This is a genomic window from Chitinophaga sp. CF418 (assembly GCF_900142925.1).
Classification (GTDB): domain Bacteria; phylum Bacteroidota; class Bacteroidia; order Chitinophagales; family Chitinophagaceae; genus Chitinophaga.
Genome location: NZ_FRCN01000001.1, coordinates 475918 through 489986, shown reverse-complemented (window position 1 = coordinate 489986; position 14069 = coordinate 475918). Strand labels below are relative to the sequence as shown.

Sequence of the window (14069 nt, the reverse complement as noted above, 5' to 3'; positions counted from 1 at the left end):
TTAACGCCTGATTGCCTTATTGCCAATCGCGTTAAGCGTTTTGCATTTTAAGCAACCGCATCAATCGTAATATGATCCGTTGGGAAAATTATTTAGCTGCTGCCGAGAAGGTCATAATCGCTTACGATGGCTCCCTGCCATTGCATCACTTCCTGAAAGGATTCTTTAAGCAGCATCCTTATATGGGCAGCAGGGACAGGCGACAGATCTCTCAGCTGGTATACCAGTATTACCGGCTGGGAAACCTGTGGAAGGGTGCGAAGAGCACTTCTGAAAGAATATTGATGGGCTGCTTTTTATGTGAACAGGAAGGGAATGAAATATTACGGTTCTTTCATCCGGAACTGAATGAAAAGATCCAATTACCTGTGGATGAGAAACTATTATTACTGGGACATGATGATGTGACAGATGTATTTCCGTTTACAAAAGAATTATCTGATGGCATAGATAGTCTCGCTTTCAGTCGCTCTTTCTTTGTACAACCGCATCTGTTTATCAGGACGCGCAACAACAAACAGTTTTCGATATTGCGGCTGCTGGAGAAGGCTGCTATTGCATTTGAAGTACTTGGAGAAGATACCATCGCACTACCTAACAGTACAAAAATAGATGCGATCATTACCGACAAGAGCTGGTATGAGATACAGGATGCATCTTCACAGAAAGCAGGTGCGCTGTTCAATGCGCAAGTAGGAGAGCAATGGTGGGACAGCTGTGCTGCCAGCGGTGGAAAATCGATCCTGTTGCTGGACAAACAGCCGGGTGTAAAACTGCTGGCAAGTGATATCCGGACCTCTATCATCCAAAACCTGCATCAGCGGTTTAAAGAGGCTGGAATACGGCACTACGAAAGTGTTGTGATGGACCTGACAGCCCCCGTGTCATCATCAGTCATTAAAGACCGTCGCTTCGATCATATTATCCTGGATGCCCCCTGTTCGGGATCAGGTACCTGGGGACGTACGCCTGAAAGTCTTTCTTTCTTCAGTGAAAAGCAGATCACAGAATATCAGCAGTTACAAAAGAAGATCGCTGCCAATGTGGTACAACTGTTGAAACCGGGAGGAACACTGATCTATATTACCTGTTCAGTATTCAGGAAAGAGAACGAGGAAGTGGTAACATTCCTGGAAGAGGGCAGTGGATTGCAGATACAGGAAGGCGGGGTGATAGCAGGCTATGAACAGCGGGCGGATAGTATGTTTGCGGTAAAGATGTTAAAAAAGTAATTGCCTTATAACCTTATGAAGAGAGTATTGTATTTGTTACTATTGCTGGCAGCATGTAAAGCATCATCTGATAAAGAAGTGGACAGGATCGCGGAGATCAAGGAGAAGGTGTTGAATAACGATATTACCGTGACATTCCGTCCTGAGATATTTCAGGGAGACATCGTGCATATTTCAGAAGCGACTTATATGGAAGATGAGGCAGCTGACACTTATATAAAGAAAGATACCATTCTAAAGGAATATTTATTTAAAGACCAGCGTCTGCACCAGATAGCTACGGTTACCAGGAGAATGTTGAACGACACACTTACCATTCAATATGATACTGCAGGTAGAATATTAGCACTGATTAATTCAGATGATTTCAGTACTTACAATGCAGATCGCTTTAAATATGACACAAATGGCAGACGAATAGAGAAAATAAACCGTATTTACAGTACCGAAACACGCCATTTATATCAGTATAAAACAGGAGATTCATTGTTGGTTTTGGATGGAGATGAAAATTCCATAGAAAGCATCGTGATGGAACAAAAAGGGGATGCCATAATGGTGAAGCGTAATTTAATTAAAGATGGCAAAGGGTACTCAACGGTGGATGAATATAACAAGCTGAACCAGTTGGTTACAACATATTTCTTTTTTGGCGCAGTAGTGGAGACTAAATTGGTTAGCAAATATGACGATCATGGAAACCTTATAGCTTTTGATTATCATCAGGGAGATAGCACGCGCAAGAGCATCTCAGATGAATTATATAAGGCCAGGAGTTTTACAGTTGAATATACGTATGATAATAAGGGAAATTGGATAAGCCGAAAAGAACAGGCAGGCGATAAAAAAAGTTCTGCAACAACGACAAGAAAAATCACTTACAGATAAAACTTCAGGATTTTTCAATCTGCTTCCTGGAGAGCAGCAAAAGCCTAATAGCGAGAAAATAAAAAGGTGCTTCAGTTTATTTGAAGCACCTTCGTAATATTTGAAAGCAACGCTATTACTGCAATACAGTTCTCTGTATAATACCGCCTGCAATCACATCGTCTCCTTCATAGAAAACTGCGGACTGTCCGGGAGCGATACCTTTCACGTGTTCGTAGAAGTTCACTTTCACTTTTCCGTCTACATTGTAAAGATTGCTGAGCGCTCCTTTATCTTTATAACGGATCTTGGTAGTGGCTTCCATGCCTTCCGGAATGTGATCATACTTAATAAGGTTGATGCCTGAAACGGTCATCTCGTTCCGGTTCAGTTCATCTTCGTTACCCAATACTACAGTATTGGTTTCCGGGATGATCTCGGTTACGAATACCGGGCGTCCCAGGGCAATATCCAGCCCTTTACGCTGTCCGATAGTATAGAAGGGATAACCCTTATGATGACCGACGATCGTGCCGTCTCTCAGCACGAAATTGCCGCCATTTACCTCTTCTTCCAGTCCATCCACTTTACGTTTCAGGAAACCGCGGTAGTCATTGTCCGGCACGAAGCAGATCTCATAGCTTTCTGCTTTTTTTGCCAGTTCCGGATAACCGAAATCAAACGCCATCTGGCGGATCTCTGTCTTGCGGTATTTACCCAGGGGGAGTATCGTACGGGCCAGCACATCCTGCTGAAGTCCCCATAATACATAGCTCTGGTCTTTCAGGTCATCAATACCTTTGCTGAGTACGAAGCGGCTGTCTTCTTCCCTGATCTGTGCATAGTGTCCTGTTGCAATAAAAGCACAGTCCATGGCGTCTGCACGTTTCATCAACGCACGCCATTTTATATGGGTATTGCACAGAACGCAAGGATTGGGAGTGCGGCCTGCTATATATTCGTCTACAAAGTTATTAATAACAAAATCCCCGAATTCGTCCCTGATATCCAGCACGAAATGAGGAAAACCGTGGTGTACGGCTGCTGCACGGGCATCATTGAAGGAATCCAGGTTACAGCACCCGGTTTCCTTTTTGCTGGAGCCGGCAGATGCATAATCCCAGGTCTTCATGGTGATTCCCACCACTTCGTACCCTTGTTCATGGAGCATCAGGGCGGTAACGGTACTATCTATACCGCCGCTCATCGCAACCAGAACCTTACCATGTCTGCTCATTGTTAATAATATTAAGTGCGCAAAATTACAGAAATTAGTCGAGAAGCCTCCCCAGGGGTAATATTATGACATGAATGGGAAAGAGTAATTCTAACCCGATATTGAGTAGGGACTATGGACTGTCAAGTATTCGTTTTATATTTAATGGTCAGAGTTCTGCGTTTAATAAAAAAACTAATATGTTACCTATTTTAAATAAAGCTCATGTATTGAAGCATCCGGAACTGGGGGTGTCTGAGGGCTATTTTAACTATCCGGAGAAAATATTACAGTTCGGCACAGGCGTATTACTGAGAGGATTGGTGGATTACCTGGTGGATAAAGCCAACAAAAAAGGAGTATACGAGGGAAGAATTGTGGTGGTAAAATCTACCGGCGGCGATACCAAAGAGTTCAGCCAGCAGGACAACCTATATACTACAAATATCAGGGGCGTTTCCCAGGGGGAACTGGTAAATGATGTACTGATCAATGCTTCTCTTAGTCGTGTTTTGCAATCGAATGCAGATTGGCGGCAGATATTGGATGCAGTACACCAGCCGGCCCTGCAAACGATCATATCCAATACTACCGAAGTGGGAATCCAGTATGTAGAGGAGAAAATTGACGGCGTACCGGCCTCTTTCCCCGGAAAATTGCTGGCAGTACTCTGGGAGCGATTCAATTACTTTAAAGGGGCGTCACATACCGGTTTTGTGATCGTACCAACGGAGCTGGTGGTTAATAACGGACTGTTACTGAAGGAGATAGTACTGAAGCTGGCTAAATATAATGGCTTGCCACAGGCATTCCTGCAATGGGTAGAGAGTGATAACTATTTCTGCAGCTCTCTTGTAGACAGGATTGTACCGGGAAAACCGAAAGACCTGACTGCCCTGGAAGCAAAGGTGGGATACAGCGATGGTTTGTGGATTGACACAGAACCTTACCTGCTCTGGGCAATAGAGGGAGATGAGCGTGTCAGGGAAATCCTGGGATTCCATCAGACCGATGCCCGGATGCTGATAGCACCGGATATCACGCCTTTTCGTGAACAGAAACTCAGAATTCTCAACGGAAGTCATACGATATCAGTGCCGCTGGGTTATCTCTGTGGGCTAAACACTGTTTTTGAATGTATGGAGAATGCTTATATGCGCTCCTTCTTCCGGACGGTCATCATCGAGGAGATCCTGCCTACGATCAGGGAGATTTGTCCGCAGGCGTCTGAATTTGCGGAAGATGTGCTGGACCGCTTTGCTAATCCGAATATTGCGCATAAACTGCTGAGTATCACCTTCCAGGAAAGCATGAAGATGAATGCGCGGAACGTGCGCACCATTACCCGCTTTTATGAACAGCAGAAGACATTACCGGCTTCCATGTGTCTTGGCTTTGCCGCCATGCTGTTGTTCCTGAGGCCAGAAAAGCAGGAAAACGGACAGTATTTTGGTCAGCGGGGAACAGAATATTATGCCATCACAGACGATAATATCGCCATCTTTGCAGCGTACTGGGCGGGTGCAACAGGCAAGGGAAGTGAGGCCATTACTGAAATGGTCCTGGCCATCAGTGCAGACAAGCGTTTGTGGGAAAGCGATCTGTCGCAGATCCCTGGGTTTGTAGAAACAGTATCCGCACATCTGCAGGGAATGTTACAGGAAGGCGTAAAGGTATATGCAGACAGCTACAGTAAAGTATTATAAGGAACCAGATCGTTTATGAAACAATTTTTAGATGCTGATTTCCTGTTGCAGACAGAAACGGCTAAACAGTTATTCCACGATTATGCAAAAGAGATGCCTATCATCGATTATCATAATCACCTGCCACCGGACGAAATAGCGGCTAATCGTCAGTATGAAAACCTGACCGCTATGTGGTTGAAAGGAGACCACTATAAATGGCGCGCAATGCGTGCAAATGGAGTGGCAGAGGCAGATATCACCGGGGATACAGATGACTATACAAAATTCAAACGATGGGCGGAAACAGTGCCTTATACCATGCGGAACCCCCTGTATCACTGGACGCATATGGAACTGCTGAACCCTTTTGGCGTAAAGCAATTGCTGGATAAGGACAGTGCAGAATGGGTATACGGGTATTGCAATGACCAGCTGCCTAAGTGGACTACCCAGGGCTTATTACAACATTTTAAGGTAGATGCATTGTGTACAACTGATGATCCCTGTGATTCACTGGAGTATCATCAGGCCATCAGCAAATCTTCTTTTAAAGTACGCGTATTGCCCACCTTCAGGCCCGATAAGGCGATAGGTGTGGAGGATGTGGCAGCATTCAATATTTATGCAGATAAACTGGGCGCCGCTGCAGGAATCAATACAGATACCTACAGTCAGTTCATAGATGCGTTGCGTAGGCGGCATGACTATTTTCATGCGAATGGCGGACGCTTGTCCGATCATGGAATCAGTACATTTTATGCAGGCAATTTCACGGAGGAAGGCTTGACCGCATCCTATGCAAAACTGCGTAAAGGACAGTTGCTTACACCAGAAGAAGCGGATGCTTTTAAAGCAGGTACCCTGCATATTATCTGTGAATGGAATCATGAGCGTGGCTGGGTGCAACAGTTTCACGTAGGTGCCATCCGCAACAATAACAGTCGCCTGGTGAGCCGGATAGGTGCAGACGCTGGTGTGGATTCCATTGGAGACTGGCAGGTAGCACAAGCAATGTCTGTATTCCTGGACAGACTGGATAAAAAAGACAAACTGGCGAAGACGGTAGTATACAACCTGAACCCTTCATATAATGAGGTATTCGCCACCATGGTGGGTAATTTCCAGGATGGCACCGTACCCGGAAAAATGCAGTTCGGATCGGGCTGGTGGTTCCTCGACCAGAAAGATGGTATGGAGAAACAGCTGAATACATTGAGTAATATGGGATTATTAAGCCGCTTTGTGGGAATGCTGACGGATTCAAGAAGTTTTCTTTCCTATTCACGACATGAATATTTTCGCCGTATTTTGTGTAACCTCATAGGTAACGATGTAGAGAATGGAGAGCTGCCCGCAGATATCAAGTGGTTAGGCAAGATGGTGCAGGACATCAGTTACAATAATGCCAGATCGTATTTCGGATTTTAGACCCTACAAGAGCATGAAGCCAGTTAAAGTAATTTCGTTTGGAGAGATATTATTACGCTTATCACCGGAGTGGAACAAAAACAGCGCAGCCCTGTTTGTAGGCGGTGCAGAAGCTAACGTAGCCGCCGCATTGGCACGTTGGGGCACACCAGTTTCATATATCAGTAAAGTACCTGACAATGGTATTGCAACACAGGTACTGGAGCAGCTGGAAGGACTGGGCATAGCGACCGACCGTATGCTGAAGGGAGGTGACCGCATTGGGATCTATTTCCTGGAACAAGGCACCGATCTGAAAAATGCAGGTGTTGTATACGATAGAAAATATTCATCTTTCAGCCAGATGCAACGCGGTTCAGTGGATTGGGACAGCCTGCTGGGAGACGCAGAATGGTTTCACTGGAGCGCCCTGACACCCGCCCTGAATGAAGATACAGCCGCTATCTGTAAAGAAGTATTAGAAGCCGCATCCCGTAAAGGCCTGAAGATATCGACAGACCTTAACTATCGCAGTAAGCTGTGGCAGTATGGCAAACAGCCATTTGCTGTGATGCCGGAGCTGGTACAGTATTGTGATGTAGTGATGGGAAATATCTGGGCCGCTCACCAGATGCTGGATACCACCCTAAATACCGTAGCGCTGGAAACAGCAACAAAAGAAACATACCTCACGGAAGCCGCATCCGTAGCCAAAGAAATTACAGAGAAGTATCCCCGTTGTAAGCAGGTGGCTTTCACTTTCCGTTTTTCCAATGCATTTACGCATAACCTCTACTATGCCACATGGTATGAAGGAGGAGAACTGAAGGTATCAAAACAATATGAGACGAACGAAGTGGTAGACCGTGTGGGCAGTGGAGATAGTTTTATGGCGGGGCTGATACACGCGCAGGTAAGCGGAATGGATGCTCAGCAGACCATTTCTTTTGCAGCAGCAGCAGCCTGGTCGAAGTTATTCGTCAAGGGAGATTTTAATTTAACAGATAAAGCAGACATCTTAAAACTGATATAGACATGGCAGTAGCATCAGCAGAGATCATCACCGCATTTGAGCGCAGTAAAGTAATTCCCGTATTCTATCATGATGACGCCGCAGTATGTGTAGAAGTATTGCAGGCCTGTTATGATGCAGGACTCCGTGTGTTTGAGTTTACTAACCGCGGAGAAGGTGCACGGCGCAATTTTGCCGCCATGCAGGAGAAGAAGAAAGCAGCTATGCCTGACATGTATCTGGGTATTGGCACCATTAAAAATGGGGAAGATGTAAAGGTATTTGCAGATATGGGTGCTGATTTTATCGTAAGCCCTATCATAGATGCCGGCGTGGCAGATAGTTGCCGGAAGGAGAATATCGTATGGATACCCGGTTGTATGACCCCGTCTGAAATTGCAGTAGCTGAAAAACATGAAGCACCGCTGACAAAGTTGTTTCCCGGTAATGTACTGGGACCTGGTTTCGTAAAAGCTATTAAACCATTGTTCCCTAAAATGAAATTCATGCCAACGGGAGGAGTGGAACCAACTAAAGAGAGTGTAAAATCATGGCTGGATGCAGGTGTAATATGTGTCGGAATGGGCTCCAACCTGTTGAATAAGGAACTGATTGATAAAAAGGACTGGACTGCATTACGGGTGCAGATGTCTGGTCTCGTAGAACTGGTAAAAAGCCTGAGTAAATAGCCAGTAGTTGCCCTGTTAACTATAGTGTTAGCACAAACACTGTAGGAGATAACCGCTCATAGACAGGCATATAGTCAGGAAATACAAATGCCAGTTTCCGAAGTGACAAGCAACCCACTGGTATCTCATAAATATAAGCGGGAGAACATAAATCCTGCGGTTTCAGATGGAGATCCCTGGCCTTAGTTATTTGAAGTATGCTGATGCGACGCAGCAGGGGTTAAATAGAAATATCAAAGCGCAACACGTCTTCCAATGCCAGATAGTAAGGAGCTTCAAAGAACTACAGCCAGGGATCCCATCTGAAACTGCGTACGACTTTCCTGTGGTGTAAAAGGAACAAGGAAGTTGGAGGAAATGGACAGCCCATCTGAAAACTGCGTACGACTTTCCTGTGGTGCAAAAGCACCAAGGACGGTAGAGAAAATTGACAGCCAGCGTACCCTCAGGTAAAGAAAAGCAGGAAGGCAGAGGAAATCAGAAAAAATTAACATACCGTTTCCCTTGCTGGATAAATAGGAAAACCCGCATACAGCAGTAAAAGATGCAAACGTTTGCATTATTCACCGGAGTGTTGTAAATTGATAACGCTTTATAAATTCCAAAATGAAAGGCATGGATTCCACTACAATTGGCAAGTATCGTTGGCGCATTTGTGCATTACTCTTCTTTGCTACTACAATTAACTATATAGACCGTCAGGTAATAGGTCTGCTGAAACCTATACTGATGGCTCCGGACCAGTTCAACTGGACGGAGAAGGATTTTGGCGGTATGATGTCTGCATTTGCGGCAGCATACGCAGTAGGGCTGTTGGTATTCGGCCGCCTGGTAGACAGGATAGGTACCAAGATGGGATATATTTTGTCCATCATTGTATGGAGTATCGCCGCGATGGGGCATGCACTGGCTAAAACAACATTTGGATTCGGGTTGGCGCGTGTATTCCTTGGACTGGGAGAATCCGGGAACTTTCCTGTGGCAATTAAAACCGTCGCAGAGTGGTTTCCCAAGAAAGAGCGTGCACTGGCCACCGGTATTTTTAATTCAGGCGCTAATATCGGGGCTGTAATTGCTCCTATTGTAGTTCCCTGGCTGGCAGGTACTTACGGCTGGCAACATGCGTTTATCTGGACGGGATTGATAGGATTTATCTGGTTGATATTCTGGGCGGTTATGTATGAAATTCCTGCCCGGCATAAGAAACTGACACAGGCAGAATATGACCATATTCACAGTGATGATACGCCGGCTACTGAGGAGCTCCCTGCCGGTGTTAAGCCGGTAACCGCAGCAGCTGTGGCTTCTGCATCTGCGCCGCATGAAAAGAAAAGTATCAGCTGGAAACAGCTGTTGGGAGTGAAACAAACATGGGCATTTGTATTTGGCAAACTGCTCACCGATCCTATCTGGTGGTTCTTCCTCTTCTGGTTGCCTTCTTACTTTGCCACTACCTTCAATCTTGATTTCAAAAAGCCTAACCTGCAGTTATTCGTTATTTATACGGCTACTACGGTCGGTAGTATCGGTGGGGGATACCTGTCCTCCTGGCTGATCAAAATTGGCTGGCCGGTGTTCAAAGCACGTAAAACATCCATGTTGCTTTTTGCAATCTGTGTAGTGCCGATTATGTTTGCCAAAACCACTAACAACATATGGGTAGTGGTAGGTTTGATCAGTCTTGCAGCAGCAGCACACCAGGCATGGTCTGCCAATATCTTCACAACAGCTTCAGACATGTTCCCTAAACATGCGGTTAGTTCAGTAGTAGGCATCGGTGGAATGGCCGGTTCGATAGGAGGTAGTCTGTTCCCCATATTAGTAGGGTATTTGCTGGACTATTATAAAGCGCAGGGCAACATTGGAGCAGGGTATAATATCCTGTTCCTGATCAGTGGTTCAATGTATTTGCTGGCCTGGCTCACAATGCATCTTTTCGCACCGAGGATGGAGCAGGTAAAGCTCTAAGTGCTTATCATATTAAACTAAAAAAGGCTCATTATACAATGAGCCTTTTTTAGTTTAATATGATAAGATTTACAGGCTCACCCCACGTTTCCATGGAATGAAATCATCCTGATTTAACTGTTCTGCTTTCGTTTTCAGCTCTCCACTGGCAGTTTTGATCACATATTCCAGGATCTCTTCTCCCATTTCCTCGATAGTCTTTTCACCACTGATGATAGTACCGGTGTTGATATCAATGATATCTGGCATTCGGTTCGCCAGTTTGGTGTTGGTAGCCAGTTTTAAAACAGGAGCGATCGGGTTGCCGGTTGGCGTACCGAGACCTGTGGTGAACAATACTATGTTAGCGCCGGAACCTACTTCCGCAGAGGTGGATTCAACGTCATTACCAGGGGTGCAGAGGAGGTTCAGTCCTGGTTTAGTGACATATTCTGTATAGTCCAGCACATCCACTACAGGAGAAATACCGCCTTTTTTAGCAGCTCCGGCAGACTTAATAGCATCCGTAATGAGGCCATCCTTGATATTACCAGGTGAAGGGTTCATATAGAAACCTGAGCCTGCAGACTCTGCCTGACTTTCATAAGCCCGCATGATGTGGATGAATTTATCAGCAGTGTTTTTCTCAATACAACGGTTGATCAGTTCCTGCTCAACGCCACACAGCTCGGGGAACTCAGAAAGGATAGAACTGCCGCCCAAAGCCACCAGCAGGTCAGATGTGTGACCTACGGCAGGGTTGGCTGATATACCAGAGAAACCATCAGAACCACCGCATTCCAGGCCAATTACCAGTTTGGAGATTGGGCTTGGTTGGCGGGAAACCTTATCAGCCTCTACCAGTGCCAGGAAGGTTTCTCTGATTGCATCTGACAGCATCTCAAATTCGGAAGCGCTTTTCTGCTGTTCAAATACCAATACCGGCTTGTCAAACTGCGGATTCAATTTGTTCAGTGCGGCTTTCAGTATAGATACCTGAGCATGCTGGCATCCCAGGCTTAACACTGTAGCACCCGCCACATTAGGATGGTGTATATAACCGGCCAGCAGTGCGCAGAGCGCATCTGAATCCTGGCGTGTACCACCGCAACCACCTTCGTGTGTCAGGAACTTAATACCGTCGATATTGGAGAAGACAGTGTTACGTTTGTTGGTCAACGTTACTGCTTCTGCCTTGTAAGTTTTTATTGCATCCAGGTTACCGCTTTTGTACAGGGATACGAGATCCTGTACCTGCTCGTTATATACTTCTGTAGGAGCGAATCCCAATCCTTTTTCAAAGGCAGTTTTGATCACACTTACATTGCGGTTTTCGCAGAAAACCAGTGGTATCACAAGCCAGTAGTTGCGGGTACCTACCTGTCCGTCTTTACGCGGAAAGCCCATGAAGGTGCGGTTTTTCCATTTGCTGACATCAGGTTTTTGCCATTCAACGATGTCGTCTTTTTCGTGAAAGGCGTTGGCATCATGCTTAATATTCTCAGTAGTAACGATTTCTCCCTTGTGGATGGGGGTATTTGCTTTACCAACAAGTACACCGTACATAGTAATAGGATCGCCGGTCTGAATGTCGGAGATCATGAATTTATGTTTAGCGGGAACATCTTTCAGCAAAGTAATTGTGGAACCATTAAACCTGACCTCTGTGCCATGCTGCAGGTCCTGCAGGGCTACCAGTACATTGTCGTCAGGATGTATTTGTAGAAACGTATTCATAATAAGCTAAAGTATGAAATAACAACACCCACTGTTAATACTAAAATCTTAATCCTTGATGAGATTTTGCCTTTAGAACACTCCAGACAGCACAAGTGTTTAGCTAAAACATTTTAGCCATGTGAGATTAGCGCTCCTGTTATTTCCGGTATTTTATGCAAACGTTTGCAATTTTCGGCATTAAGCGTTACCTTTCATTCAGGTTATGAAGAAAGATGCAACTGATACAGCATCCCCAACAATGAATTATCATTTCTTAATTTAATATGTCGAGACTTATGACTGCAGAAACCAGGTATGCCTCCAGCCCGGCAGAAGTGCTGAGCTGGAACACCGCACAGACCAGGAAGGAACTTTTGATAGAACAGCTTTTTGTACAGGACGAAATCAAACTGGTGTATAGTCATTATGATCGCTTTGTGACCGGCGGGATCTTCCCGGTGAGTAAAGCCCTGGCGCTTACGCCGCCAGACCAGTTCAAAGCTGCTTATTTCCTGGAAAGGAGAGAGCTCGGTATTATCAACGTAGGAGGCACTGGTGTGGTAAAAGTGGATGGCGAAACGTTTGAGATCGGCTTCAAAGAAGCATTATACATCGGGAAAGGCAGGAAGGAACTACTGTTCAGCAGCAAAGACGTTGCGGCTCCAGCCAGGTTTTATCTGAACTCAACACCGGCTCATCATGAATATCCTACCCGTCACATCACCCGTAAGGATGCAGAAGTAGTGACGCTTGGCACTATGGAAACAGCCAATCACCGTACTATCAATAAATTATTGGTAAGTACCGTACTGCCCACTTGTCAGCTGCAGATGGGAATGACCGAGCTGAAACCCGGTAGTGTATGGAACACAATGCCTGCGCATACCCACGACAGGCGTATGGAGGTTTACTTCTATTTCGAAGTGCCGCAGGGGCAGTCTGTATGCCACTTCTGGGGGCAACCACAGGAAACCAGGCATATCTGGATGCAGAATGAACAGGCAGTAATTTCTCCCCCCTGGTCTATTCACTCCGGTGCAGGTACCAGCAACTATACCTTTATCTGGGGTATGGCTGGTGAGAACCTGGATTATGGCGATATGGATGTTTGCGCAATACCTGATCTCAAATAAAAACCATGAAGCGGATATTTTTATTGTTAATGGTCACAGGCTTATGGCATTCCAGCCTGATGGCCAGTTCCACGGAGAAACCGGTTGCTGCACCGGTAAGCATTACAATTAAGAATCCTTCTGCTATTGCCCGCAATGAAGAAATTGTGGAGATACCTTATGCCAGGCTAAATGCGGTTACCGGCCCTTTTAAGCTGATTAACAAACAAACAGGAAAGGAAGTGCCCTACCAGCTGGCATATGAAGGCGCTCCGCAACCTCAGTTATTGCTGGTGCAGGTAAGCGTCCCAGCCCATGGTAATATAATTATTGCCGCAGTACCAGGGAAACCGGCTACAGTAGCAACCCATACCTATGCGCGCTATGTACCGGAACGGAAGGATGATTTTGCCTGGGAGAACGACCGTATTGCCTTCCGTATGTATGGGGCGGCATTGGAGCACTTCCCGGCTGAAAATGCACATGGCATAGACGTATGGACAAAACGCACCAGTGAGCTTGTGCTGAATAAGTGGTATAAAACCAATGATTATCACCATGATAATGGCCAGGGACTTGACTATTATCACGTGGGTATGACACTGGGCGGTGGTGATATTGCGCCTTATGTGAATGACTCTATCTGTTATCCGCGTAATTACAGAACCTGGAAAGTACTGGACAGCGGCCCTTTGCGCTGTACCTTCCAGTTAGGCTATGAAGCCTGGCAGGTGGGTAACACAACGGTGTCTGTCGTGAAAACGGTCTCGCTGGACGCAGGTTCCCAGCTCAATAAAATGAGTGTACAATACACCCTGAAACAGGGGGATAGTTTACCCGTAGTAGCAGGTATAGTGAAACGTCCTGCGCCCGGCACCATCCTGCTGGATGAGAAAACAGGCATTGCAGGCTACTGGGAGCCGGAACACGGAGCAGACGGTATCACCGGTCTGGGACTGGTATTGCCGGTACATCAGGAGTCTATGCAGGTAACAGCGCAACATTTGCTTGCGCATGCCAAAGCAAGTGGTAAACAGCCTTTTGTATATTATTTCGGTGCGGCCTGGAACAAGGCGGGACATTATACCAGTGCTGCGCAATGGTTTGCTTATCTGCAGACATTTGCCGAAAAGCTGTCCACTCCACTGGAAGTAAACATCAATCAGTAAAAAGCATAGAC

The 14069-nt window shown here is 45.8% G+C and carries 11 protein-coding genes; 9 read left to right on the top strand and 2 right to left on the bottom strand.

What is annotated here, in order from left to right:
• The first annotated feature begins 71 nt into the window (after positions 1-71).
• Entirely contained in the window at positions 72-1232 is a 1161-nt protein-coding gene (locus F3I09_RS02040; RefSeq protein WP_149693371.1) for an RsmB/NOP family class I SAM-dependent RNA methyltransferase, read from the top strand.
• Positions 1233-1247: 15 nt separating this feature from the next.
• The gene (locus F3I09_RS02035; RefSeq protein ID WP_149693370.1) at positions 1248-2120 is read left to right on the top strand and encodes a hypothetical protein; all 873 of its coding nucleotides are present in this window, start codon (positions 1248-1250) and stop codon (positions 2118-2120) included.
• Between the two features lie 115 nt (positions 2121-2235).
• On the opposite strand, the gene mnmA is transcribed toward F3I09_RS02035, so the two are convergent.
• Positions 2236-3336, bottom strand: a complete 1101-nt coding sequence (gene mnmA, locus F3I09_RS02030) for a tRNA 2-thiouridine(34) synthase MnmA (RefSeq protein ID WP_149693369.1) — start codon at positions 3334-3336, stop codon at positions 2236-2238.
• A gap of 179 nt (positions 3337-3515) precedes the next feature.
• Here mnmA and F3I09_RS02025 point away from each other — a divergent pair, with 179 nt between their 5' ends.
• The 5 genes from F3I09_RS02025 (at position 3516) to F3I09_RS02000 (ending at position 10079) form a co-directional block, all read left to right on the top strand.
• Complete coding sequence (locus tag F3I09_RS02025; protein WP_149693368.1) at positions 3516-5021, top strand: tagaturonate reductase; 1506 nt, start codon at positions 3516-3518, stop codon at positions 5019-5021.
• Positions 5022-5036: 15 nt separating this feature from the next.
• Complete coding sequence (gene uxaC, locus F3I09_RS02020; protein ID WP_149693367.1) at positions 5037-6431, top strand: glucuronate isomerase; 1395 nt, start codon at positions 5037-5039, stop codon at positions 6429-6431.
• Between the two features lie 13 nt (positions 6432-6444).
• Positions 6445-7443 (top strand): sugar kinase, encoded by a 999-nt coding sequence (locus F3I09_RS02015; protein WP_149693366.1) that lies wholly within the window; start codon positions 6445-6447, stop codon positions 7441-7443.
• A 2-nt stretch (positions 7444-7445) separates the two neighbouring features.
• Positions 7446-8111 carry a bifunctional 4-hydroxy-2-oxoglutarate aldolase/2-dehydro-3-deoxy-phosphogluconate aldolase gene (locus F3I09_RS02010; protein ID WP_149693365.1) on the top strand — a complete coding sequence of 222 codons (666 nt, stop codon included), beginning with the start codon at positions 7446-7448 and terminating at the stop codon, positions 8109-8111.
• Positions 8112-8726: 615 nt separating this feature from the next.
• Entirely contained in the window at positions 8727-10079 is a 1353-nt protein-coding gene (locus tag F3I09_RS02000; RefSeq protein ID WP_188133644.1) for an MFS transporter, read from the top strand.
• A gap of 69 nt (positions 10080-10148) precedes the next feature.
• Here the strand turns inward: F3I09_RS02000 and F3I09_RS01995 are convergent, their stop codons facing one another.
• A complete protein-coding gene (locus F3I09_RS01995; RefSeq protein WP_149693363.1) occupies positions 10149-11795 on the bottom strand; it encodes a UxaA family hydrolase in 1647 nt (548 codons plus the stop codon).
• Positions 11796-12073: 278 nt separating this feature from the next.
• Between F3I09_RS01995 and kduI the strand changes: the two genes are divergently transcribed.
• Both kduI and F3I09_RS01985 read left to right on the top strand, forming a co-directional pair.
• Entirely contained in the window at positions 12074-12910 is an 837-nt protein-coding gene (kduI, locus tag F3I09_RS01990) for a 5-dehydro-4-deoxy-D-glucuronate isomerase (RefSeq protein WP_149693362.1), read from the top strand.
• 5 nt (positions 12911-12915) lie between these two features.
• Complete coding sequence (locus F3I09_RS01985) at positions 12916-14058, top strand: DUF4861 family protein (RefSeq protein WP_149693361.1); 1143 nt, start codon at positions 12916-12918, stop codon at positions 14056-14058.
• The last annotated feature ends 11 nt before the right edge of the window (positions 14059-14069 follow it).